General features: G+C 37.2%; 23 protein-coding genes and 1 pseudogene. 3 read left to right on the top strand and 21 right to left on the bottom strand.

Features of this window, described 5'->3' with window-relative positions:
* Nucleotides 1–517: 517 nt before the first annotated feature.
* From alsS to HF964_RS03245, 9 genes are all read right to left on the bottom strand, one after another.
* Nucleotides 518–2,209 (bottom strand): acetolactate synthase AlsS, encoded by a 1,692-nt coding sequence (gene alsS, locus HF964_RS03285; RefSeq protein ID WP_168721633.1) that lies wholly within the window; start codon nt 2,207–2,209, stop codon nt 518–520.
* Between the two features lie 325 nt (nt 2,210–2,534).
* Nucleotides 2,535–2,948 (bottom strand): MarR family winged helix-turn-helix transcriptional regulator, encoded by a 414-nt coding sequence (locus tag HF964_RS03280; protein WP_168721632.1) that lies wholly within the window; start codon nt 2,946–2,948, stop codon nt 2,535–2,537.
* Between the two features lie 345 nt (nt 2,949–3,293).
* The gene (locus HF964_RS03275; RefSeq protein ID WP_168721631.1) at nt 3,294–4,859 is read right to left on the bottom strand and encodes a bifunctional metallophosphatase/5'-nucleotidase; all 1,566 of its coding nucleotides are present in this window, start codon (nt 4,857–4,859) and stop codon (nt 3,294–3,296) included.
* 29 nt (nt 4,860–4,888) lie between these two features.
* Nucleotides 4,889–5,680, bottom strand: coding sequence for a phosphonate ABC transporter, permease protein PhnE (gene phnE, locus HF964_RS03270; protein ID WP_168721630.1), 792 nt, complete (start codon nt 5,678–5,680; stop codon nt 4,889–4,891).
* Nucleotides 5,680–6,468, bottom strand: a complete 789-nt coding sequence (phnE, locus tag HF964_RS03265) for a phosphonate ABC transporter, permease protein PhnE (RefSeq protein WP_168721629.1) — start codon at nt 6,466–6,468, stop codon at nt 5,680–5,682. The genes phnE (HF964_RS03270) and phnE (HF964_RS03265) overlap by 1 nt, the downstream gene beginning before the upstream one ends.
* A 1-nt stretch (nt 6,469) precedes the next feature.
* Nucleotides 6,470–7,246 (bottom strand): phosphonate ABC transporter ATP-binding protein, encoded by a 777-nt coding sequence (phnC, locus tag HF964_RS03260; RefSeq protein WP_168721628.1) that lies wholly within the window; start codon nt 7,244–7,246, stop codon nt 6,470–6,472.
* 157 nt (nt 7,247–7,403) lie between these two features.
* Complete coding sequence (locus HF964_RS03255) at nt 7,404–8,327, bottom strand: phosphate/phosphite/phosphonate ABC transporter substrate-binding protein (RefSeq protein WP_168721627.1); 924 nt, start codon at nt 8,325–8,327, stop codon at nt 7,404–7,406.
* 411 nt (nt 8,328–8,738) lie between these two features.
* Entirely contained in the window at nt 8,739–9,005 is a 267-nt protein-coding gene (locus tag HF964_RS03250) for a DUF7671 family protein (protein WP_168721626.1), read from the bottom strand.
* A gap of 10 nt (nt 9,006–9,015) precedes the next feature.
* A complete protein-coding gene (locus HF964_RS03245; protein WP_168721625.1) occupies nt 9,016–10,023 on the bottom strand; it encodes an NAD(P)/FAD-dependent oxidoreductase in 1,008 nt (335 codons plus the stop codon).
* 293 nt (nt 10,024–10,316) lie between these two features.
* Here HF964_RS03245 and HF964_RS03240 point away from each other — a divergent pair, with 293 nt between their 5' ends.
* Entirely contained in the window at nt 10,317–11,273 is a 957-nt protein-coding gene (locus HF964_RS03240) for a nucleoside hydrolase (RefSeq protein WP_168721624.1), read from the top strand.
* 174 nt (nt 11,274–11,447) lie between these two features.
* Here the strand turns inward: HF964_RS03240 and HF964_RS03235 are convergent, their stop codons facing one another.
* Both HF964_RS03235 and HF964_RS03230 read right to left on the bottom strand, forming a co-directional pair.
* On the bottom strand, nt 11,448–12,227 hold the full coding sequence (locus HF964_RS03235) for a hypothetical protein (RefSeq protein WP_168721623.1): 780 nt from the start codon (nt 12,225–12,227) through the stop codon (nt 11,448–11,450).
* A gap of 107 nt (nt 12,228–12,334) precedes the next feature.
* Nucleotides 12,335–12,745: a hypothetical protein gene (locus HF964_RS03230; protein WP_168721622.1), complete on the bottom strand. Its 411-nt coding sequence runs from the start codon at nt 12,743–12,745 to the stop codon at nt 12,335–12,337.
* Between the two features lie 188 nt (nt 12,746–12,933).
* On the opposite strand from HF964_RS03230, the gene HF964_RS03225 reads away from it, so the two are divergent.
* A complete protein-coding gene (locus tag HF964_RS03225) occupies nt 12,934–13,845 on the top strand; it encodes a methyl-accepting chemotaxis protein (RefSeq protein WP_168721621.1) in 912 nt (303 codons plus the stop codon).
* An 81-nt stretch (nt 13,846–13,926) separates the two neighbouring features.
* Here HF964_RS03225 and HF964_RS03220 read toward each other — a convergent pair whose 3' ends face one another.
* Nucleotides 13,927–15,999 carry a methyl-accepting chemotaxis protein gene (locus HF964_RS03220; RefSeq protein WP_168721620.1) on the bottom strand — a complete coding sequence of 691 codons (2,073 nt, stop codon included), beginning with the start codon at nt 15,997–15,999 and terminating at the stop codon, nt 13,927–13,929.
* Between the two features lie 157 nt (nt 16,000–16,156).
* Nucleotides 16,157–18,217, bottom strand: a complete 2,061-nt coding sequence (locus HF964_RS03215) for a methyl-accepting chemotaxis protein (protein WP_168721619.1) — start codon at nt 18,215–18,217, stop codon at nt 16,157–16,159.
* A gap of 299 nt (nt 18,218–18,516) precedes the next feature.
* Between HF964_RS03215 and HF964_RS03210 the strand changes: the two are divergent.
* Nucleotides 18,517–19,062 (top strand): annotated as a pseudogene (locus HF964_RS03210) (amino acid permease); the annotation flags it as partial.
* A gap of 316 nt (nt 19,063–19,378) precedes the next feature.
* On the opposite strand, the gene HF964_RS03205 reads toward HF964_RS03210, so the two are convergent.
* The 8 genes from HF964_RS03205 to HF964_RS03175 form a co-directional block, all read right to left on the bottom strand.
* Nucleotides 19,379–20,179, bottom strand: a complete 801-nt coding sequence (locus HF964_RS03205) for a TOPRIM nucleotidyl transferase/hydrolase domain-containing protein (RefSeq protein WP_168721617.1) — start codon at nt 20,177–20,179, stop codon at nt 19,379–19,381.
* Nucleotides 20,180–20,377: an AAA family ATPase gene (locus HF964_RS03200; RefSeq protein WP_168721616.1), complete on the bottom strand. Its 198-nt coding sequence runs from the start codon at nt 20,375–20,377 to the stop codon at nt 20,180–20,182.
* A 132-nt stretch (nt 20,378–20,509) separates the two neighbouring features.
* Nucleotides 20,510–21,088, bottom strand: a complete 579-nt coding sequence (locus HF964_RS03195) for a hypothetical protein (protein ID WP_168721615.1) — start codon at nt 21,086–21,088, stop codon at nt 20,510–20,512.
* Between the two features lie 23 nt (nt 21,089–21,111).
* Nucleotides 21,112–21,306, bottom strand: a complete 195-nt coding sequence (locus HF964_RS03190) for an AAA family ATPase (protein WP_168721614.1) — start codon at nt 21,304–21,306, stop codon at nt 21,112–21,114.
* 54 nt (nt 21,307–21,360) lie between these two features.
* The gene (locus HF964_RS03185) at nt 21,361–22,134 is read right to left on the bottom strand and encodes a hypothetical protein (protein WP_168721613.1); all 774 of its coding nucleotides are present in this window, start codon (nt 22,132–22,134) and stop codon (nt 21,361–21,363) included.
* A gap of 291 nt (nt 22,135–22,425) precedes the next feature.
* Nucleotides 22,426–22,935, bottom strand: coding sequence for a macro domain-containing protein (locus HF964_RS03180; RefSeq protein WP_168721612.1), 510 nt, complete (start codon nt 22,933–22,935; stop codon nt 22,426–22,428).
* Nucleotides 22,851–23,135: a macro domain-containing protein gene (locus HF964_RS10100; RefSeq protein ID WP_420850122.1), complete on the bottom strand. Its 285-nt coding sequence runs from the start codon at nt 23,133–23,135 to the stop codon at nt 22,851–22,853. The genes HF964_RS03180 and HF964_RS10100 overlap by 85 nt, the downstream gene beginning before the upstream one ends.
* A 256-nt stretch (nt 23,136–23,391) precedes the next feature.
* Nucleotides 23,392–25,251, bottom strand: a complete 1,860-nt coding sequence (locus HF964_RS03175) for a DUF2971 domain-containing protein (protein WP_168721611.1) — start codon at nt 25,249–25,251, stop codon at nt 23,392–23,394.
* Nucleotides 25,252–25,355 lie beyond the last annotated feature (104 nt).

Genomic DNA, 25,355 nt, shown 5'->3' with positions numbered 1-25,355 from the left:
AAGCACATTATATAGTTTTTATAATCATATTTGAGTAATTCCAAAAACAGGCTAAAGAAGAACTCTTCAGCCTGTTTTATTATTTATTAATGCCCATTTTGATGAGTATCAGCAAGGCGATCATAAAACATCTGAATACGGTAATTGAAAAATACTAAGCCTATATTGCCCAGACAGATTAGAGTAACGCAGTGAACGGAACTAAATTATAGCGCGGGTCATCAGATGGGCGACAGCCTCGCGTGAAGGTAGCGGTAAGATAATCAAAAAATACGCACTTAAGTTAATCCTAGCATAACTAAGGTTATGGTATACAAAAAGTGCTTGTAACTAGTTATCCGTAGCAATCGTTAATATTGATTTATACGCATTAATAAGGACCTTTAGCGTTTGTTTGCTAACACTGGATTTACTTCTTGGCATACCAAAAAGCCTCTTAGTTAATAAATGAAATTTATCAACTAAGAGGCTATCCTAACTGAGTTTAAACATTCAGTCGGGAATTTTTATATTTTAATTATCCTAATTGTGAGTTAATGATTTGTGCAGCTAATTCGTTGTTGTGTGAGTAATCAACTGGTACGTCAACAACCACTGGACCCTTAGTAGCAAAAGCTTCATCTAAGACTGCGTTTAATTGATCAGCTGATTCAACACGTAGACCCTTGGCACCACAACTTTCAGCAAACTTAACCACGTCGATTGGGGCAAATTGGACCCCAGCTGATTCACCGTTGTATTTGTTTTCTTCTTGGAATTCAACCATGTTGTAACGTGCTTTATCATTAAACACGATTGAGACTGTTTCTAAGCCTAATTCAACAGCAGTTGAAAGTTCAGCTCCTGAGAAGAAGAACCCACCATCACCAGATACAGAAACTGACTTAGCATTTGGGCGAACCATTGCAGCCGTCATCGCCCATGGAAGACCAACCCCAAGTGTTTGCATACCATTACTAATCAAGAAGTGACGAGGAACATATGAACGGAAGTGACGAGCCATCCAGATGTAGTGTGAACCAATATCAGTTGAAACGGTCATATCATCAGTCACGTGCTCTTGAATTGCTTTGACAATCGCAATTGGGTGGCTTAATGTGCTGTCGCTTGGTTCAAAAGTTGGTTCTTGTGCAGCTTCCAATTCAGCTTTAAGACCCTTAAGTGTTTCAAGGGCTGCCGCTGGAACTTGGTAACCATCAAGGTCAGCTTCCAAGGCCTTCAAAGTTGCCGCCATATCACCGATTAATTGCATTTGTGGCAAGTAGTTATTGTCGATTTGAGCAACTGCTGTATCAACGGTCACAATGTTTAAGTGACCTTCTTTGTTCCAGTTACGTGGTTCGTATTCGATAGCATCGTAACCTAAAGTAATCACTAAATCACTTTGGCTAAGTAATTTATCACCAGTTTGGTTACGGAATAAACCAATTCGACCAAAGAATGATTGTTCTTCAAGGTCACGTGAAATCACACCGGCACCTTGGAAAGTTTCTACAACTGGCAAAGCATACTTGTGTAACAAGCTGTGTAATGCAGCCACAGTAGCATCATCAGAACCACGTTGACCAACTAAGATAACTGGCAACTTAGCGTCCTTGATACGTTGGGCAAGAGTTGCGATATCTTCAGTTGCAGCGGCCCCCATGCGTGCTGGGGCTGCTACTGGAAGAGCTTCAAAGTCAACAGGAGCATCATCAATATCTTGTGGAAGGCTAACAAAAGCCGCACCACGCTTGTCGCCATTAGCTGCGGCAAATGCGTTACTCATGATTTCTGAAATATTCTTTTCATCTTGAATTTCAGCACTAAAACGAGTAATTGGAGCAAATAATTGTGCTGATGGTGTACTTTGGTGTGTCAAACGGTATAAGTCCTTACGAGGAACTTGACCACCAATAGCAATCACCGCATCCCCTTCAGCATTGGCAGTCATCAATCCAGTAGCTAAGTTACCAACCCCAGGACCTGAAGTGGCAATCATTGCACCAGTTTTACCAGTAATTCGGGCAAATGCTTGAGCCATGAAGGCAGCACTTTGTTCATGACGAACCACAATTAATTTAGGTGACTTTTGGCCAGGCTTTGGATGGTCAAGACGTTCGAATAAACGATCAATTTTAGCACCAGGAATCCCAAAAACAAGGTCAACTCCGTGGTTTACAAGGCTGTCGGCAACAATGTCGGCACCATAACGTTGTGTATCTGACATAACTATAGTTCCTCCGTGAACATTCAAATTACTGTTCTCTATTTATTTAATATACTGAGTATCTTAATCCCAAACTTGAAATAAGTCAACTTGATTGACCTTTCTCTTACACTTTTCTTAATGATTAACAAAAGAGTGCGACAGTAACCGGGAACTAGTGAGGACTAACGCAACAAGGTTTTAGTTACGGTCTGGGGGACTAAACATTATTAGTTAGACGAAACTAGTTGGTTGTTGGCGCACGTTTTGGCAGCAAAGTAATCCTAAAGCGTGTTTAAAAAAGGCCGCTCAACACCTTTCATCTCACTGCCTCTAGTATACCGGTTTATTCTTGCATATGGGTGAGATACATACTGGCTAATTGATGTAGTGCTAAACCCCAATCGCCATTATTCTCGGCTAAGATGCCATCAATAATGGCAGCTTGACCACGATTAATTTCTGTAATCATTGTTAGTCCCGCAGGTGTCAAATTAATCACCTTACTCCGTTTATCTTGTGGATCGGGGGTTAAATATACTAAATCACGTTCCGCTAAATTACGAAATAACACGTTGAATGCTTGCTTAGAGATTCGCAGTGTTTCCAACAATTGTTTAATCGTTAACCCCGGAACTAACTCCGCTAGAAATAAAATTCGATGCTGGTTTTTATTTAAATTAAAAGCCGTAAAATCGGCGACTTCGGCAAATTCATGGTATGCAAAAAAGATGGTGGCCAGATTATTTTTCGGCGCCATAGCTAACTCCTCACTCATTTATTTAATAACTTATTATCACTAATATTCGTTTGAATAATCCTTTTCATTCTAGCACTTCCAACCAATGGGTGCGATAAAGAAATCAGTTGTCACGCGTTAAAATATGGCCACACCTAATTTGGAGCGATATGGAAAATAAAAAACAGCCAAATTTGGCTGTTTTTTTGATATAGGTATGTGGGTGGACGTGGGTCCTAGGCAGTGGCAGCTTAAACGCGTTCGCCCAACCAAACAGCTCCGCCTACTGACAATTAGCAAGATACCAAGACCGTATCTTTTGCTAATTGTCAGTAGTGCTCGCTATTTCCCGGTTGGGCTCACGCTCTACATCTTCATATAACTATATCCACTTGTCCGCAAGTTAACCGGCACTTTAGCCTCAACTTCAGCATGCGTTGCAAAATGATCAGCAATTAAGTCAGTAATGTCAGCTGGATTTTCTGCCACAATCTTAGAGGCATCAAACATCATATAATCCCCACCAGAAACGGCCCGATATTGATTAATGGCTACGACTAATTCGTCATCATCAGCAACATCGACCCCATGATAGCGTAGACATACTAATCTTTGACCAACAGGCTTACTTACATCAAAGCTATAGTCAATTCCGCTCCAATAGTCATAGTTATAATGCTCAACTTTCGGTTCCAAGAACTTTGGACTAACCTGTAATTCACCATTAACTACTGTAAAGTATGATGCATTCCGTTCTAATGCAGCCTTCATATCGGCACCCGAAATCTTTTCAGCTGCCACCGTATTAGGAAAGACATAACTAGTCACAATATCACGCATGGTAACTTCCGGACTAAATCCAGGAACATCATCGTTAAATAATGCTGTTCCTGCAATATCCGTCCCCACTGCGTCCATTTGGACTTTATTAATAAAGGCTAAATAAGCACTACCATGAGCTCGTTCACTCAATGGATTTTTCACCAGCATGTCACCTTTAACATGCCCAATTGGTGAATCTAACCAATCCTCAAGTTTCGCCGTTAATGGTACTGCCAAATTCGCAATTCCTTCATCAATTTTGAAACCGCGCGTACTAATTAATTGGGCAGCTTGCTTGGTAATTTGTAAGTCATCATCAAGTTCTAAAGTAATTGCCCCAACGTGATCACCCCGATAACCTGGTTGCGTTACTGGTGTCCCCTTAACAATTTGCGCAATTGACCGGTGTTGGTGCCCTGATACTAAAGCATCAATACCTTCAACCTCTTTTAGCAAACGATAACCGGCATTTTCACCAGTTTGCATACCATCAGGTTCACCTGTTTTCAAATCTGCTTCAAAGCCACCATGATAAGCAACCACCACGACATCCGCTTCTTGACGTAGAATTGGTACGTAACGTTTGGCGGTTGCCACAACGTCTTCAAATTTCAAACCTTCAATATTACCTGGTTTTTCCCAATGGGGGATGTAATCAGTTGTTAACCCTAGAATTCCAACTTTGACGCCATTATGTTCCAAAATAGTATATGGCTTGCCAATAAATGGTTGGTCATCTTGGGCTAAAATGTTGGCATTTAAGACATTACTATTAGCAGGAATAGCATCTTTAATATATTGAATCCCATAATTGAATTCATGGTTACCCAATACCCGAACATCATACCCCGTTTGCTTAGCAACTTGATCATAAATAGTTGCCGCTGAGCGATCAAATTTTGCAATGTAATTCGTCAATGGTGAGCCTTGAATAAAGTCACCATTTTCAATCATAATCACAAAGTCATCACTATTGGCATGTGTTTTAATATCAGCCATAACTGTGGCCGCACGCGCTAAGCCAAAATCAGTCACAGTATCACGACTAGCAAAGTTGGTGGGCATGAAATAACCGTGCACATCACTAGTTGATAATAAGATAATTTTCATGGATTTCTCCTTCTATCCCAAGTTAAATTTTAAACGAGTTTCTTACGAAGGTATCCTGAAAGGAAGTCAATTACCGTCACCATCACGATAATTCCCAATAAAATGATGGCAACTCGTGGCCACCAACGGGTTCCAATAGCAAAAATCAATGGTGCACCGATTCCACCAGCTCCAACCAATCCAAGAATTGATGCCGAACGTACTGCGATTTCAAATCGGTATAGTGTTAATGAAATAAATTCAGGAATTACTGCCGGAATTGTTGCGTGAATTAGCACATCAAAATGCGTTCCACCAGCTGCAATGATTGCTTCAGCTGGGCGGCGATCGATTTCTTCAACTGCTTCAGCAAATAACTTCCCTAGCATCCCAATTGAGTGAAATGATACTGCTAAAACCCCAGCAAATGGTCCGGGACCAACGGCTTTAATGAACATGATTGCCATCACAATTTCAGGAAATGTCCGCACAATTGTTAAGAATAATTTCCCTGTACTTGATGTAAAGTGGATACCACCTTTTTTCATTCGGGCGGCCCAAAAGGCAAACGGAATACTAAAGATTGCCGATGCTAACGTCCCCGCAAAAGCAATCGCTAATGTTTGGAGTAACAAAGAAACTAAATCTTCACCATCACCAGTATATACATAACTAAAATCCGGATGTAACATCCCATTAAGGATTGACTTGGTAACTTCACCGGCTACAGCTTGAATCCCAGTAGCTGGAATACCAGAAAAGGCCCAGATATAAATTAAAACAAATACTAATGCCCAGATCCAGGCTTCATATTTTTGCCAAAATGTTTTCTTAATTGTCATTATTGTAAACGCTCCCGTAATTGGTTACTTAAGGTATCAACAACAACCACTACGATGAATGTGCCGATAACAACGATGGCGGTCCGGTCATAGCGGAATTGTCCCAATGAACGTTGGAGTAATTCCCCAATCCCACCGGCACCAAGGTATCCAAGAATCGTTGATGCCCGTACGTTGATTTCAAAAGTGTACAAGAAGTAACTTAAGAAGTGGTTATAAACTTGTGGTAACACCGCAAACCAAACAACTTGGGTCTTAGTAGCCCCAGCTGCTGTTAACGCTTCAATTGGCCCCATGTCAATGGTTTCAATCGCTTCATAAAATAGTTTTGAAATCATCCCAAAACTAAAAATCGCTAATGTCAAGACCCCAGCCATTGGCCCAATCCCAACAACAGCAACGAAAATTGCGGCTAGCATTAAGTCAGGTAAAGTCCGTACAAGGTTTAAAATGAATCGAATTATTCCACGAATTGCCGGGTTAGTTACAATATTGCGGGCGGCTAATACTGAAAATGGCACAGCTACAATTGAACCAATTAAAGTTCCAATTAGAGCCATTTGAATTGTTTGAATGATTGGTTGAACTGTGAATGGCACATATGACCAGTCAGGTTTCAACATTTCATAAAAAATTTGCATAAATTGGTTGAAGCCGGTTAAAAATACGCCAACATCAACACCAGTTACTGAGCATGAAGCGATGAATAGCGCTAAGACAATCACAGTCCAAACAATCGCTTTTACATGCCACTTTTGGGCAAAAGATTTTTTGGGAATGGTGTTCATCTTAGGCCTCCTTTACTTCTTGGTTCTTACCATCGTAAATTTCGTCAAAGTCACCATCTTGAACATCACCGATTTGCTTATCGTATACTAATTTACCAGCACGCAAGCCAACAACTCGTGAAGCATATTGCTTGGCTAAGCTCACACTGTGTAAGTTAACTACCACAGTAATTCCGAGCTCTTCATTTAACTTCTTCAAATCATCCATAACCATCATCGTTGTTCGTGGATCAAGCGAAGCAATTGGTTCATCAGCCAACATGATCTTGGGTTCTTGCATTAAGGCCCGCGCAATTGCCACCCGTTGTTGTTGTCCACCAGATAATTCATCGGCACGTGAGTAAAGCTTTTCACCTAAGTTAACTCGTTGTAAGTTAGCCGCTGCTTGTTGCTTATCGGCAGCTGAAAATAGACCAAAAATCGTCTTCCAAGTTGGGTAGTAACCGACACGACCATTCAGAATATTTTTCTCAACGGTTGAGCGTTTTACTAAATTGAAATTTTGGAAAATCATCGCAATGTTACGGCGAACTTCACGTAATTGCTTACCTTTAGCTGAAACAATTGATTGACCATCAATCAAAATTTCTCCATCTGAAACATCATGGAGGCGATTTGCGGCTCGTAATAATGTACTCTTACCGGCTCCTGATAGCCCAACAATAACTACAAATTCACCTTTGTTAATCGTTAAATTAATGTTATCAAGTCCTACTGTTCCATTAGGATAAACTTTATTGACATTCTTAAATTCAATAATTGGTGTACCTTCTTGCATGCTTGCATCTCCGTTCTTCGCTTAGCGTCAGCTCTAGGCAGTATATAATAAGTTTTCGGCACCACAGCCTTTTAGTACCATCAAGTAAGGACTTCATGGCACTAAAAGACCGGATAAAGGTTAATTTCAACCTCTATCGCGGCCTTCTAGAAATTGCTTAGTTTAACTTGTTAGCTTCTGATTCGTATTGACGTACGATATCAAAGTTTGAATCTTTAGATGGTGTCACGCCGTTCCATGAGTACACATCCTTCATGATTGCGGCACCTTGTTTAGTCTTAGTAATAGCTTCCATTGCGTCAGTGATCTTCTTTTGCCACTTAGCATTGATACCTTCACGCACTGCGATAGTATCGTTAGGAATTGGAGTAGTTTGGTACAATACTTCAGTATCGTTAAAGATTGAAGGTACATCCTTTTTAACCAAGTTACGAGCATCGTTGAAGACAAAGGCGGCATCCGCATTCTTGTTTTCAACTGCAAGGACACCTTGGTCGTGACCCTTAACAGTTACAGTAGTGTAATCTGAAGGCTTGATACCCTTGTGGTTTAATTCAACCATTGGGAAGATGTAACCAGCATCTGAAGTTACGTCTTGAACGGCAATCTTTTTACCCTTCAAGTCCTTGATGCTCTTAATACCACTGTCTTTACGAACAATGATGTCTGATGCGTAACTGTTTACCAAGTTAGTAGTTGGTAAACCAGTGTTGTTGTTTTGTACACCAAAACGTTGTGATTGTAAGATTACTTTAACGCCGTATTTCTTGTGTGCAATCGTGTATGGTGCAGGTGGCAAGAAGCCCATGTCAACTTTCTTTGATCCCATTGCTTCAACGATTGTGTTGTAATCAGTTGAAACAGAAACGTTAACTGGAATTCCCAATTCTTTACTCAACAACTTACCAAGAGGTTTTGCCTTAGCTTGGATTGTGTCAGCGTTAGAAGATGGAACAAATTGAACAGTTAATGACTTTAAGTCACCGTTCTTAGTTGTATCTGAAGTCTTACCACATGCAGCAAGTGTGAACAATGCTGCTACACCCATTACGAGTGCCAAACCGCGTTTAAAATTACGCATCAGTTTTCTCCTTATAAGAAAAATTAAAAAGTTAAGATATTGAACAATTTAAGAATAGTATAACCTCATTATTTACGCAATAAGTTTCTTAAAATTATAGGCCAATTTACGAACATTAACACTAAAATTTACAAAATAAACCAGTTTTAGCGGTTAAAATATTAAATAAATAGCCTTTGTCAACATTGGTCAGTGTTTTTCGGCGTTTTACATAATCTTTACATTGATACCTAATTTACACATTTTTAGACCTTTTTTTCTAATTTAATGCTATTTAATTACATACATCGTAATTTAACAAATATATCGCATTATTTACCGATAAATTCCGAATAAAATAACCGGAAAAAATTAATTTTTCCGGTTATTTTGTATCGTTAATTTTACAATTGTATTTTTAGGTCACCTATCCTAAATGCTTTCATTCGTAAACCGCTGCAACGCCACCACATCATGGCGGTCCTTAAATGCCAACGGTTCCGCCCGTAAAATCGCAATTGGAATATTCTTCTCAGTCAAGAAAATCTGACCTGGATTGGTAAATTTACCTTTAGTATGTTTACCAATCCGCCAATAGCTCGGATTAGCCCCCGCACGAATAACATATTTACCATTAGCGTCCTGATCAACTGGGGCACCTAGATACTTCTCAACAAAATACTTATCACTCTTACCCATCCTACTTCTCCTATTTTGTAATCTGCCCATTCTCAATATGCAACGAACTTGAGTGAATTGGCCCACGTTTACTTGGATCCAAAAAGCGAACGGCTGCATTAACTGCTAATGGTGCTTCACCAAAACCAGTACTCAATAATTCCGTTCGTCCTGGATAAGTCGCAGCATCCCCAATCGCAAATAATCCCGGGATGTCAGTTTGTAATGTCTGATCAACCTTAATGCCATGGACCGTTTGTGCGGGCTGTACTTGCCACTGTTGCATCGTACTATTTTCAGAAATAAACCCATAACTAACTAGCACTTCATCAACCTCAAGCACCTTAGTCCGTTCCCCCATAACTTCATGCATCGTAACTGCTAAACTTCCATCAGCGTTTACGGTGATATCTTCAATTAAAAATGGCACTTCCAACACCACATCACTTGCCAGCAGTTGTTTAACACTGTGCTCTAAGGCTCGAAAAGTTGCGCGGCGGTGCATCAGATGGACTGCCTTTGCTTGCTTTAATAGATGCAAAGCCGAATCAATAGCCGAATCACCACCTCCTGCAACTAACACACGTTTATTAGTAAATACTTGCCCATCCCCGACAAAATAATGCAGATGCTGCGCTAATTGTGCACTCATATTTGGTAACGGTAAGGTCCGTGGGGTAAAGTTACCACCACCAGTTGCAATAATCACCGCGCCTGATTTAAAAGTCCCCGCACTCGTTACAATTTGAAATCCCGCTTCACCTAATGCTTGCACATCCGTAACTAGTGTCCCTAGCACAAATTCAGGGACTAGTTGCTTAGCTTGCGTAACTAATTGCTGGACTAAACTATCCCCGCTAATCTTAGGGAAACCAGCCACATCAAGAATTTGCTTTTGTGGATATAACGCACTAATCTGGCCCCCTAATGTTGCTAAGCTTTCAATGACTCGCACATCTAAATCACGTAAGCGTGCATAATAAGCCGCAAATATCCCCACTGGTCCGCCACCAACAATGGTTAAGTCAACGTCTTTCATCTTTTCTCCTCCGTTCACATTGTCATGCATCTATTTTACGCTATTTCCGGATTAGACGTGTAGTTGTTCGTAACTTTTCTAATTATCTGTGTGTGTTTCCAATGGCCAATACCATTAAAATCCGTTTTAGCGGTGAATTATTACTAAAACATAGCTATGTTACCAGCTCTGATTTGCTAACCATTCGGATTTTCCGCATTATACTAATTGAAAATTCCGCTTTTGTTCGGTATCATTATGATAATAACTTTTACTTAATAAAACGTGCATAGCATTTGAAATGGAGAGTACACATGGCGCAAAAGAAAATGATTTTGGATTTGGATACAGGGATTGATGATGCCTTAGCATTAGCGTATGCCATTGCTGATCCAGCCGTTGACTTAATCGGTATTATCAGTTCTTACGGTAATTGTTTGGTAGAAACATCAGGCGAAAACTCATTGAAGTTATTGGAATTACTTGGCCAAACTGATGTTCCAGTATTCTTGGGTGAAAGTCACTCAAGTACAACTGACAGCTTTGAAGTCATGGAGATTTCACAATTAATTCACGGTAAAAATGGGATTGGGGAAGTTGAATTACCAATTGCTAAGCGTCCGATTGAAAGCCAATCTGGGGTTGATTTCTTAATCGAAGCCGCCCACAAGTACAATGATGACTTGATTTTGATTCCAACTGGTCCAATGACTAACTTGGATGCAGCCATTGCCAAAGACCCCGAAGTTGCCAACTTAATTGGTAATATTACTTTCATGGGTGGGGCTTTAACTGTGCCTGGTAACGTAACTCCATTTACCGAAGCTAATATCCACCAAGATCCTGAAGCCGCTGATCGTGTTTTCCGTTCTCCAGCCCAAATGACCATGGTTGGTTTAGATGTTACATTACGTACACTACTTACTAAAAAAGAAACGCAACAATGGCGTGACTTAGGTACTGAAGCTGGACGCGTCTTTGCTGATATCGTTGATTTCTACATCGATGCTTACTACAACTTAGATATCGACAAGAACGGTTGTGCCCTTCACGATCCATTGGCCGTTGGGGTCTCAATTAATCCATCATTTGTTAATACCATCGACTTGAATATGCAAGTAACTTACGATGATGTTGACTATGGTCGCACAATCGGTGACAAAGCCCGTCTTAATGATCCAACTACTAATATGAAGGCTGCTGTTGGTGTTGATGCGGATGCCTACCTTGTGTACTTCATGGAATTATTAAACGGCTTATTTGCTAAATAAGCCGTGCTATATAGTTGCAATTTGCGACTAGTATACGTTCCAAAAGTCCGATAGATTCGAAATACGACAGAACCCCCTTGAAGCGAAAATCTTCAAGGGGGTTCTTAGTGTATATTTCTTAATAGTGCCCGACTTCTGTCAAAGCTCTATTTCTCCTAATGCTAATTTATTACATTAAGTATTTTCCGTAATTATCTTTTTACCCTTTTCACTGGGTTTCTTTTTGGTTGGTGAATAACTATAGTAGTTAGTTTTACCAGTCACAATCTGCTTTTTGACTATTTTAGGCATGTTCTTTTGATCTTCTAATAAAAGATTATTAAAGATTCCTGGTAATTTGTCATCTTGCATTTTGACAAACTTCTTATTAAACCAATATGCAGTTAAGTCCTTATCCAAAAATTCTTTAGGTGAATGCGGCGTATTACTCATATGTTTAACTTGTTTAGGTGAAGCATATAATACAAACAATGGCTTTGGCTTCTTATGTACTCTGACATATGAAACTATCAAAATTCCATCTTTTTTAGCTGCCGGGTGATTACGCATTCGATGAATAGCTTTTTGTGCATTACTTAAAAGTTGTGCTTGTTCAGCTGCCGTACAATTCACTTGTGCCTGAACCCCAGTATTTTTATGTGGTTGCATTAGCAATAATAAATATTCGTAAAAGCCAAACTTATTCGTAACTTCTAACCTTTCTAAATCACGAGCTTGAATCTTAGCTTTCTTGATGGCGATTTTTTGTAAGCGTAATTGTTCAGCTTGATACATTTGGCCCCGAATTACACTAACACCTGAACCACTAATAAAGATGATAAGCATCATCGCTAACATGTATTTCCACTTATTATTTGGCCGTTTTTTAACTGCCCCACGCAGCCACATAATCATAAATACCAGCGCCGCAAGCATGCTGATAATATATATCGCAATAACGATTTTTAGTATCATCTATTTTATCCCTACATTTTGTATTTTAAAAATAAGTGTAACAAAAAATCGCTTATAAGTGAATACTAGCAAACATTTCTTAAAGCACCCACCATCACTTAAAGTTACTAATCACTTAGATTGGCCATCTCTAATGGTAGCTCAGTGGCGTAGTTAATGATCATATCCGCGAATGCCTGACCACCTTCAATTCCATCCATTCGATGTTGCATTTCCGTAGCAACTTCCTGATACGTCTTGCCAGTAATCGTTCGAAAATCATTACTAATTGACAAGACTTCAAAAGTTAAATCGTTTCGGAATAAATAAAAATAGCCCTTATATTCATATTTATTAATAAATTCCATTGGTAATTGGATATCTAATTTCATATATGTATTATGTTGTTTAAAGTAAAAGTAGTTTAAAATGTTTATCACAAATTCCCATTCACCTGTCTTGGCATTATTGACATTAGTATGTATAAAATAATAATTTAAACGTTTCAACGCTGCTGTTAGTTCTAAAACCGGTTCCATTATCTTATTACCTCGCATGTATTCAGTTATGCTATGTTTTTATTAATAATACATTGTAAAATCTAATATGTATATACATTTTTTGTTTATATAATAATTATTATTAAGAATATTCTTTATTTACTTTAATTTCCAACGTATAAGCCGATTAATTACAGTAACACATTAAATTAAAGGACGTCGCAATTATGGAAAATTCTGAATTAATTCAATATTCACTTCGCGAAGTAGTCGACCATGAGATTCCGGTAGCAATATTTGATACTGATCGCGTATTGATTCATACCAATGAGGTTTTTGCTAAAAGTTTAGGTTATACCGTTGAAGAAATGTTAAATCACAAACATGCCGATTTTTGTTTTTCAACCTATACTGAACACCCGCAATATGAAATTTTTTGGGGGACTCTCTTAGGTGGTGAAACCTTCCAAGAACAAATTTTGCGTAAATCAAAAACCGGTGAACGGGTTTTCTTTGAGGCAACATATGTGCCAGTTAAAGATGCAACTGGTCAAGTTATCTCAGTTGTTAAGATTGCTTTTAACACAACTGAACGTGCGGTTGGCTTAGGTGGCATCCTCAAAAAGATTAAAGCCTTCACTGAAGACGTTGATTACATTGCTAATCGTGGTGTCGAACGGGTTAATCAAACAATTGATGGCGTCAATGAGATGGAAGAATTCACAAATAAAAACAAGCAAACTAGTTCTACTTTGCTTCGTGAAACAGAACAAGCCAACGATATCATTACTGTGATTCAAGACGTTGCGCACCAAACACGGATGTTAGCCGTCAATTCAGCAATTGAAGCAGCCCGCTTAAATGAACATGGTGGGAGCTTTACTGTTATCTCGCAAGAAATTCGTAAACTTTCTAACCAAGTCCGTGAAGAAGCTGTTAATATTCAAGAACGTATTAGTAAGATTGAAGAACAAGTTAAATTACTTGCTAATGAATCAAACCAAATTAACGAAATGACTAGTAACTCAGCTGAAATGTTACACGTTAACTTAACCTCATACCAAGAACTTAAAGAAGGTGCTAAGAAGATAAATGATATTTACTTCCAAATTGGTCACCTCTTTGAAGAACAAAACTAAAAAAGAAGACTGAATTGTATAAATTCAGTCTTCTTTTTTACTATCATCTATATTTAATTGTGTGTTTCACGTGTAACAATGTTATTTTTGAATCTCAAATTTGTGTAACAAGGTGTTTAAATGGTCTGCTGATGTTTCTAAAGTAGCCACACTATTCGTAAATTCATCCATCATTGCAGATACTTCTTCTGCATTAGCCGATACTTCTTGTGTTCCGGCTGAGCTTTCCTCGGCGGCTGATGAAATTGATTCCAAGCTACTTAAAGCTTGTGCTTGAATTGCACTCACCTCATCAGCAGCAACAACTAAGGCTGCTACTTGTTCACGTAAGGCTTCGTTATTAGCAAATACTGCCTGTGTCGCTGCTAATGAATCAGTTAATAATCCTGCTTGTGCTTGGCCACCAGTTACCGACGCATCGGTCTTAGTAACCATAACTTGGGCATCCCCTTGAATTTGTGCGACAATACTTTGGATATCCTTAGTTGAGGCTTTACTTTGTTCAGCTAACTTGCGAATCTCAGTAGCCACCACCGCAAACCCTTTTCCTGCTTCACCGGCACTAGCCGCTTCAATTGAGGCATTTAAGGCTAAGAGATTAGTTTGTTGTGAAATGTCATTAATGACTTTGATCACGGTACTAATTTCTTGGACATTAGTGGCCATCTGCGTCATGCTTGTTTTTAACTCTTGTAATTGTTCCATTTGAGCTTGCCAGTTAACTTGGACTGTAGTCGTCATTTCAACATTGTCATGGTTTAACTTGGCTGATTCATCAGCTTTATCTAGCATCGTACTGATATTTTTTTGAACACTATCCAAGATTTTTGACAAGCCTTGAACAGTTGTCACACCATGTTCGGTTTCAGTCGCCTGATTAGCTGCTACTTGCGCAATTTCAGTGACAGTCGTTGCAACTTCTTCTGTCGCAGCATTCGTTTGTTTAGCTAACTCACCCATATTACTTGCTTCAGTTGCAACGTGATCACTTTCAGCTTGCACATCGGTAATCAGGTTCCCAACAGCCATAATCATGTCATTATAATGATTCGATAGTCGGTTAAATTCATGTCCGTTCGGGTTAGGAGTAATAATCCGATTAGCAATTTTTTGGCCACCAAACCCATCAGTATTACTTTCAATAGGCAATAACTTACCTTGGCTAGCTTGTTCGAAACTTTCAGTGTAGCGGTGCAAAATTTTGCGAATTAAATTAACAAAATACACTGATAGAATAGTTGTAACTAAGCTGACAATAATCACCAAGAATAATGAAATTCCGACAAGCAAGCCTTGTTCTAAGCCAATTTCGTGATTTGAGACTTGCTCAATCACCCACATCTTACTACCGGCATCCCCCTTATCAAAGTAAACCTGATGGCTATTAAGCTTTAAAAAGCCGCGTTGTTTTGGTGCTTTAGCCACAGCTTTAAAAACTGGATTATTACTCATATTTTTGGCGACAGGGTAGACTAAACTTTTAGTTGCCCCATCTGAGGCGATTACCATCCCATTATTGGCCACAATCGTTGAGGTCCCTGTGCGGCCAACATCAAGGTCTTTTACTAAATCTTGGAGACTTGCATAGGGAATATCAACTTCTAAGACTCCCACTTCACCACTAGCATTAGTAATTTGAATTGATGCTGATGTTACTGCTTGTCCACTCACCTCATCAATGTAAGTTGGCGTTAAGTAAACACTCCCATTAGCTTGCACTGCGCCTTTATACCAATCACGTGTCCGTGGATCATAGCCGGCTGGTAATTGACCAGTGGTAATCATCTTACCGCTACTAGTTGCAAAGCCTAAATTCAAGACATAGGCATTACCGTTATCAGCAATACTATTTAATTCAGTTTGAATGGCATTTAGGTCAAATTTTTTACCACTTACACTGTGTAATTTAGCCAATTTATTAATCTGGGCTGTGGCATTTTCATTTAGCCCCGACGTCGAAGTAGTGATAGCCTTAGCGGCACTGCGTTCAATGCTTTCAACACGTTGATTAACCAGATTAGTGGTAATCAAAAATGATGCTAAAACCATTAATAACACTGGTATGACTGAAATTGCAATCATTCCAGTAGTTAAAAATTTCCCAATACTACGTTTTTCATTACTTGGTGTTGCTTGTAAGTGACGTTTCTTCATTGGCACTACTCCTTAATATCTTATCTTCCCTTTAAATCGGACGAATAGTTTAATAATTAAGGGCTAACCTTTGATTTTATAAACAAAAAATCATATTATGCTCAAAAAGTTATTTTAAGCTCATCAAATATTAAGTAGTTTCCGCTGAGAATGGTGTTTAATCAAGCATTTTAAATTTAGCACTAGCTTGTTTTAAATTCTGAGCAGCCTGATCTAGTTGCGCCACTTGGCTCGTAAATTCGTCCATCGTCGCTAATACTTCTTCTGAATTGGCAGATACTTCTTCAGTTCCTGCCGAATTCTCTTCAGTTGAGGCTGAGATACTTTCCAAATTAGTTAATACTTTTTGTTCAATCTGCTCGATTTCTTGACTAACACTACTCATTTGATCGATTTTTGCAACTAATTGTTCATTGTTGGCGGCAACTTCATTACTTGCTGCTAGTGCTTGTTTAATCAAGTCAGATTGCCGTTGACCACCTTGAACTGAATTAGATGTTTGACTCACCATTGCACTAGATTGTTGACGAATACTATCAATTAACTTACGAATAGCTGTTGTCGAATCTTTACTTTGTTCAGCAAGCTTACGAATTTCACTGGCCACTACTGCAAAACCTTGACCAGCTTCACCCGCACTGGCCGCTTCAATTGAGGCATTTAAGGCTAACAAATTAGTTTGTTGGGCAATTTCATTAATGACATCAATAATTTGATTAATGTTTTGGACATTATCATCGAGTTGTTCCATGTTAGTTTGCAATTGGGCCATTTTGGCTAATTCATTTTGCCAATTATCATCAACTTCCTTGGTCACGGTTAAGTTTTCCATATTAATACGGCGTAACCCATCCGATTGATTCTTCATCTCATCTGCAGTTTGCCGCATAGTTGTTACTTCATCGGTTAGATGTTGAACTTCGGCCACACTCTTTTCAGTTTCTTGGGCTTGAGCGGCCGTTACTTCAGCAATGCCCGTAATTGTTTGTGCTACTTCTTCCGTCGCAGTTGTTGTTTGCCGTGAGAGTTCAAGTAAGGCGGCTGAGCCATTAGCAACCGTTTTACTTTCAGCTTGCAAGCTAGTGATTAATTGACTAACCGCATCAATTGTTGCGTTATATTTAACCGTTAAATAATTCAATTCATTCCCATTAGTATCCGGTGCCGTCAAATTCCTACTAAGGTGCGTTTTAGGATCAGTACTATCGTCGGCACTAATTTGCACTAAATTACCGTTAGCGACTTCATCAAAATAACTCGTATAGCGATTGATAATGTTGCGTAATAAGCGACTAATTATCATTGCTAACAGTGACCCAACAATCAAAACCAGAATTAAGACAATCACTGAAACAATTAAAAGACTATTACGTTCGATATTAATTTCATTAGGCATAACTTCAGAAAAGACCCATGAAGTTGCCGAACTTTTATCAAAGTATATTTCGCGAGGATTTAAGAAACTTCCCACTTTAATATGACCGGCCTTACTTGCTGAATTGACAATTGCTTTATAAACTGCTGTATCAGCAATGCTTTGACCACTTGGATATTCTAGCTTTTTGACTTTTGATTCTGAATCAATTACGACACCACTAGGACTAATTACCGTTGCACTCCCAGTTCGACCGATATTTAAATTCCGCACGACATTGTTAACCGGTGCATAGGTTGTATCAATCATTAACACTCCTTCATCACCGTGTTTATTTTTAATAACCCGTGAGACACTTGTAACCATCTTACCAGTAAGGGCTTCTTTAAAGGCTGGTCGCCAGTATTGTTGTCCTCCCTTAGCAACTGCACCTACATACCAATCGCGTGACCGTGGATTAAAGCCCGCTGGAAATGGCCGTGTAGTTGCATATGGGCCACTAGTAGGGATAAAAGCGATGGTCAAAATTCCTTTGTCACCAATTGCTTGTGATTGAAATAATAATTTCTCAATAGCTGGAATATCATAAGTTTCTTGCTTAAATTCAGTATTATTAGCGATATATTCTAATTCCTGAGCTGTATGATTACGTAAGTTAGCCTTGGCATTCATCGCCATTTTTATGGCCCCGGCTTGATCGAGATGCACTCGCTCATTAACTAAATTTGAATTGACGAACAATGAAGTTATTAATGTAATAATGACTGGTACCATTGCGATTAATAAAATTGTTACTTGGATTGCGGTTCGAATCGTCTTGCGTTTCCTGTTTGTTTTTATCACTTTATTAGCTCCTTAATGTTTTCTTTAAGATTACTATAAGGAAAACGGTATCCATTGATAACGGTTTGTCAAATTAAATATTTATTAAGTAAATATATTTTATATTTTCACATTCGCATCATTTATAACGTTTAATTTTAATTAAAAATTTCATCACCGCTATAATTATTGGTGCACTCAAATTTCTTACTATATTATTAATTTTTATTATAAAAGCATTAATTGGCGATATCAGTAATTTTATCGTGCTAAGATACTAACTAACAGTTAGTATCTTTTTTGAGATTGGAGCGTTATCTATGGATGTTTTTCGAAAAAAATCTGTCAGTGCTTTGTTAAAAAGTGAGCCGCGGTTACACCGTTCTTTGCGGACGTGGGACTTAATTTTACTAGGTATTGGCGATATTATTGGTACTGGGATCTTTGTTTTAACTGGTAAAGGAGCCTTAACGGCAGGACCAGCATTATGGCTATCATTTATTATTGCCGCAATTTGTTGTGGTTTTGCTGGTCTATGCTATGCCGAATTTGCCTCAATTGCCCCCATTTCTGGATCAGCTTATACATATTCATACATCGCTTTTGGTGAAGTAATTGCCTTTATGGTTGGTTGGGATTTAATTTTGGAATTTACTTTAGGTGCGGCTAATGTCTCAGCAGGATGGTCTGGTTACTTCTTAAATCTCCTCAACTCAGCTGGTATTCATATACCAACCGCCCTGACAGCAGCGGCTGGAACTACTCCCGGTGTGCACACAATCTTTAACTTACCGGCTTTTTTAATTTTACTAATCGTCTCATGGGTTATCTCTGTGGGTGTTAACAATACCAAACGTGTCAATGATTTCTTTAAATGCATATACAAGACTTTCTAACAAAAACATCCATATAATCCGTACTAATAAAGTATAATGTGTTGATTTTAAGTCTTCAATAAATCTTTCACATTTGATTTTTTTTAAAACTTTTTCTAAGTTTTTGCGAGATGAATAAATTAAAATGCCATTATATTCAAAACTAGTTAATACAATTAATGCAACAATTATTCCTAAAAATTGCCATAAAACAATATTTAAACTTTCTAACGTATTTCTCATATGCCCATCCAAATCGATTTATCTATAATCTAAAAATTTATTTAATATACAAAATAATTAACTATTATTTACTTTTTACCGAAACTGTTGTATCTTTCAATATAGTTTCAACAATTCCACGCCATTCATCATAGGCCGTACTTTCATTACACCTTAAGACTTGTAAACTTTCAATGGTAATTGTATTTTTAGGAATATTCAACCATGTATGCTCTTTAAATTTACTAGATTTAATAGATTTTTTACCTTCTACTTTTAGAAAATGGTATATACGATTATAAAATAATTCTATTCCTTTTTCCCCAAAGATAAATCCATTAGTATCAGCATTCCAGCCTGCTTCTTCAATAGTTAAATCAGGTTCATTACAATATTCTTGAATACCTAATTTCCCGGGGAAATACACTTTATTTAGAATCATATCCATGTATGTATAGGGCAAATAAAATTCCATAGTTGGTCTATTCAATTTAAACTCATTACTTAATCCATTTTTTACATATTTAGTACCGGCATCATCACCATCAATAATAATATAATAGGGTATCTTAAATTGATCCAATGTGTGCGCTTTTTGCCAGTTATCTATATTAGTTCCTCCAGCAGGTAAAAGAATTACTTTTTCTTGCCACATTTTTAATTCATCTAGGTTTAATATAGCTGGAATAATTTGTTGTTCAATTGCAATTTGATCCCATTTACCCTCTAGAACAACAATTTTTTTATCTTTAATTGTACTAATATCAGTTAAAATACCTAGGTCTTCAGCAATCTGCTCCACTGCCTGTTCACCATTCACAAGTATTGATTTATTATTGTCTCGTTTAATCAAATTAGCATGTTCCACCGATACAAAATTTGCCATTTAAGGACTATGTGTGGTTAATAATATTTGAATTTCTTCTTGTTCGCTCATTTCTTTTAATGCCATAATTAACATCTTTTGATGATGTGGATGTAGTGCTGTTTTCGGTTCCTCGACAGCATAAATTGTCTCTTTAAATTTATTACCATTATTTTGGCGCTTTTTACGAGCCTCATTTTGAAAATAACTAAGTAACACTAGTCAGCGAATACCACTACCACGATTTTTCAGTGGAATACCCAATTCAGTAGTCAAGGTTAATTTGAAAGCTTTTGCCCAGTTAACGTCACCAAAACTAGGACTTAATTCCACTCCAATTTCAGGATTAAGTTAATTAAGAATATCCAAGACGCCTTTAGTTGAATTTTCTAGTTCAGAAATAACACGTTCTTGAACATCAGCTAATAAATCATGTATTTCCGTGTTATCAAGAACACTCTTGATCAATACCGTCATCGGGTTTTGCACCTCAGGATCAGTATCAGAATTATCACGATCTGATTTAAATAACTGAAAATCAGGTAATTGTTTCTTTAACGCTTCCCAAATACTTTTAGTCAATCGTTTAGTTGCGATTGAGAGTTCTTGCTCAATCTGAGTACCATTTGATTTCCACTCTTGTAATATTTCACTTCGTATAGTTGTATTTCTTTTTTCCGATGAACTATCAAGCCCTAATTCTCTTAATAAAGTACGAAGCTTCGATTGAGTTAATTCATAAAGATTTTCTTTACCTTCATGATATAAAGCAAGAATACTCGTTGATGTAGTGATTTTTCCAATTTTACGTGAAAATCGTTTAATAATTTGCATATTACCATCTTGATTAGTCAATGCTTCGTCACTAAGATTAGCAAGTACATTTTCAAGTACTAACGTTTCTGGTAAATTAGTTAAGGTAGCTATCATGACAATTTCTACTGCTGAATCGGTTAAATTAAGATTCCAATCCTTTTCATTAATCTTTTTTTGTGCATTTGTCTCATTAAAAAAATGTCCATTGCTTCAAAAATAGTTGATTTACCAGCATCATTTTTACCAAATAATCCCGTAAAATCACCAACGTTTAATATGACTTTATTTGTGTAGCCACGAAAATTTTCAACCGAAAACGATAATACTTTCATATTTAAACTCCGGATATTGTAAATTAGTTTCTCTTAGTAACATACTTCCACGCCCTACACTGCCTTAATCCGTTCCACGACCTTATCCATCACCGCACTATTCCCTGCTTCCATCTCGATTGTCTGCTTACGAGCTTGGTAGTGATAGATAATCTCAATAATCGCCGTTGGGAACTTGGCTTGTATGGCAGCTTGATAATTAGCAAATTTAGATTTACCCATGAGTAAGATCACAAATGGTTTACTAGTATCAAGGCCTACAATCTGTTCTAGTTCATATGCCAAGCCATCGATATTAAATGCTAAGATTTCGGCCATTTCAGCTTTGGAATGGCTTTTTTCAAATTCATTCCAAGTATGTGAAGGTAAGCCACTCGCAATTAAGTCCGCATGCTCGTCGAGGCTGTACTTAAATAAATCCGTTAAATAGGCCCCACGGATAAGTGAATCAGTAGCTTGGTAATAACTAAATTTGGGGCCGAGACCCTTCTTCCCATAACGACCACCGTACTGATTAGCCATGTTCATGTGTGACTGGTACAAAGCCACGCGTTCCACTGGTTGCATCGCAATTTGCTGGGCAATTGTCTTCTCACTACCCTTAACGTCGCCATAATTCAAACCTAAAATAACCACATTCTTATGTAACTTACCGGCTAACTGAGCGTTAAAATCAGCTTCTGTATCAACTAGCAAAGCCGGTGCTTGATTACCAGTGTGTTTAGCTGGCCACAAAGCAAAACTACTAATATGACTCAAGTATTTCCTAATATTTTGGTACTCTGGATAAGTTAATGGTTGGGCATCTAAAAATTGGCGTAGCTCCATCTCTATACCTCATGATTTTGAATTAAATAAATTATTTATAATAAATTTAATTATATCACGCAATTAAATTATTTTTATAGAAAAATAATTTTTTAATATAATTAAGTTGCCCAAATAAACAAAAGGTTGTGACATAACTCTTTTCTAGTAAAAATTCACCGGCAAAGCATGTTGTAAAAGGCATATAATTCCTAGAATACTAAAAAAGGCCGAATTTTTACAAATTCAGTCTTTTTTTATTTTCATTCATTATCTACTAACTGTTAGGTATCCTTCCCGAGCCAACCTACCTTATTTAACGCCTTGAAAATCTTTAAACGTTTTCTTTACCTTATACAGATTAATTTCCTGCAAAGTCTCAGGGCGCAATAAGATTGTCAATTTATTCTTGTCGCTAAACTTAATCTGTGACAAACATAAAATGAATAGAATGGTTTGCAATGTTTGTTCTTCATTAATTTGATTGGATAGTCTAGTCATCCCCGATCCTAACAAAGTCATGTAGACCTTGCGACCACCATATAAGCAATCCATTTGATCCCAAAAATTAATTAGAAACCGCAGATAATCTTGAATCGATAATACTGACCGATTATCCTTATCAACATGACTTAACGCGGTAGCAAAAATATCATTGTCATATTTGAAAATTGAGCCTAATTTATAGGGCTGATTTTTTCCCTTACGATAAATTTTTTCTTCTAATTTGTATTTGTTTAACCATTCATCACACTCAATACGGGCATCAAAGTCATCCTTCGTTGTTGGCTTCGCCAATGATCCGTAGAATGTTCCGCACATGTACAGTTGAAAATTTTCTTTAAAAATTGGCCATTCACGGATGATTTTACTACGATATTATCATCCAACTGCGTGTCAAAATACTGATTAAACGGAATAACCTTAATTACCTTATCATCATTAAAAATTGCACACTCAAAAATATCACCGATTTTTACTTCGATGCTTGCATTACCCAAGGTTAAGGTTAATCGTGACATTGCATTAGCATATGCGTAGTTAAACAAATATATAACCACAGTGCTCAGAAACAACCCAATCACAATCTTAATGAGCAACGGATGACTCAAATTCAAAAAACTCACAATCGCTGACCCACCACCAAAAATATATCCAAAATACGTGATAAAATTTTTAATTAATTGCCGATCAAAAAAACTAACTTTCCTACAAAATATATCCCTTATTCGCACTACTTAATACCCCAGATTAATATAAATCACTTCCTATTGAATACTAACGGTAACGGCCTTCTAACTCAGAACTAGTTATTTGATTAGTGGCCATTAATTCTGGCACTTTTATACTCAAGAATGGAATCCATTGATACGCCTTATTGAAACTCGTCCCAAAAATAATTGAAGCCAATTCGACATCTTCAAATTCATAATAAAGTTTAGGATTCCCTTTATCAAAATGTAAAACAGGCTTCTCGCTATATTTCTGTATATCGTTAACTTCTTTTGCTGCTTTGGCGCCAGCTACTTCATCTTTAATAATCGCCGAGTCAATCCGAACCAACAAACGATATTCATATTCACTTTTGTAAATTGAATCTTTGATAAGGTACCGAATTTTTTCTAATTGCTGATCAATTAATACAGTTAGTTTGTCAGCAATAGTCTTTTCGGCACTAGTTATCTTTTCCGTTAAATTACTAACTACTTTTTTTATTTCAGCAAATATAACCTCATTTTTACTTTCATTAGAGGCCACTATTTCATGAAGTGCTGCACTTTTAGGACAAGCTTTGGTTACTTCTGATATAGTGGCTTCATCAAAATAGACAACCTGATATAATTCAGGAAATATTTCTTTATCGCTATCAGGCGTATCGGACGTATTTTCAATAAATGTAAAACCTAATCTGACACCTTTGAAATCATCACCATACATTTTCCACATTGCTAATGATTCCTTTTTTCCCTTAATAAACGACGCAATATACGTATTTGACGGCATAAAAGTATTACTTTCAATTGGATTGTAATCCAATAAGTTATATGAATATTTACCTTCGAATGGATCATTCATTCCCAAAATATTATACAGGCGAACTTTAATTTGTGGTTTTTCTAGATTATTCGGTTCATCCAGTGACATTATACTCTTTAATGTATTTTCTCCAGTGTACTGGTAATACGTTGTACTGTCCTTAGGAGCAAATTGCTTAGCACGGAACAACGATACTAAATACACGAGTCTAAATGCGTCTTTTATAATGTTGTCATTGTCGTCCTTATTGCTCAAACTATCCGCAAGTTCAAATAAAGCAGCATCTTTAAACAATACTGTAGTATTTGTCTCCTTAATATCACTGCTAATGTCACTAATATTTGCCTTACTTAAATACGTATTAACAGCATCTTTAAACTCAGGTGTATACTCGTCTTTATTATTTATATTAGTTAAAAATGGAAGTGGAATTTTATCTTCTTTTAAATTATCATCAATTTGCTTTTTAACTGCTTGAATATTCGCATAACCACTTACTTGTTTCTTATCACCTATGCCACCGGCCTCAGAACTAATCAAAATTTGCTGTAATTTTTTTAACTTCTCTTTGTTATTAGAAATTTTTATTAGAAGTTTTCCTAACTTATAAAAAGGCCAATTACGCTCTGGATATTTAATTGTTGAGAGTTCAAAAATGAGAATTGCACTCTTACCATCATCACTCATGAGGTTATTTAAACGATCACCTAAATTAAAATAAGAAGATGCACTCTCGGGTAATGATAATAATTGAACCAATAGGACCTTAACCGCTTTAACCGCATTATTTTCAGTGGCCCAGTCTTTATTGCCATTCAATTCAACTTTTTCAAATTTAGCTTCATCTGCGAATTTATTACTAAAGTCAATAAAATTTTTGGCAGTAAATTTTGGTTTACTTTCCTGCGTATTTGAGCCTTCCTCAAAAAATTTTTCAAGTAAAGCGCGCAGATTTTGCATTAAACCATCGCAATAATTATCATAATCCTCACCGTACACTGCCTTCAAAATTGCATTAGCATCTTTGTTTAAATGCTTTTTAAAATTTTCTAATAACTCATCATTATATTTAAAATCTACAATATATTGTTCTATATCCATTCCTATTACCCCAGTAGCTATATATAATTTTTATTTTATCATATTATTTTTAATATTTTACAACATAATTAATATTATTTAAGTTATTATAAACATGTACTAAA

Origin of the sequence: Periweissella fabalis, from assembly GCF_012396505.1 — a bacterium.
GTDB classification, from domain to species: domain Bacteria; phylum Bacillota; class Bacilli; order Lactobacillales; family Lactobacillaceae; genus Periweissella; species Periweissella fabalis.
This window is presented reverse-complemented; position numbering and strand designations above follow the sequence as displayed.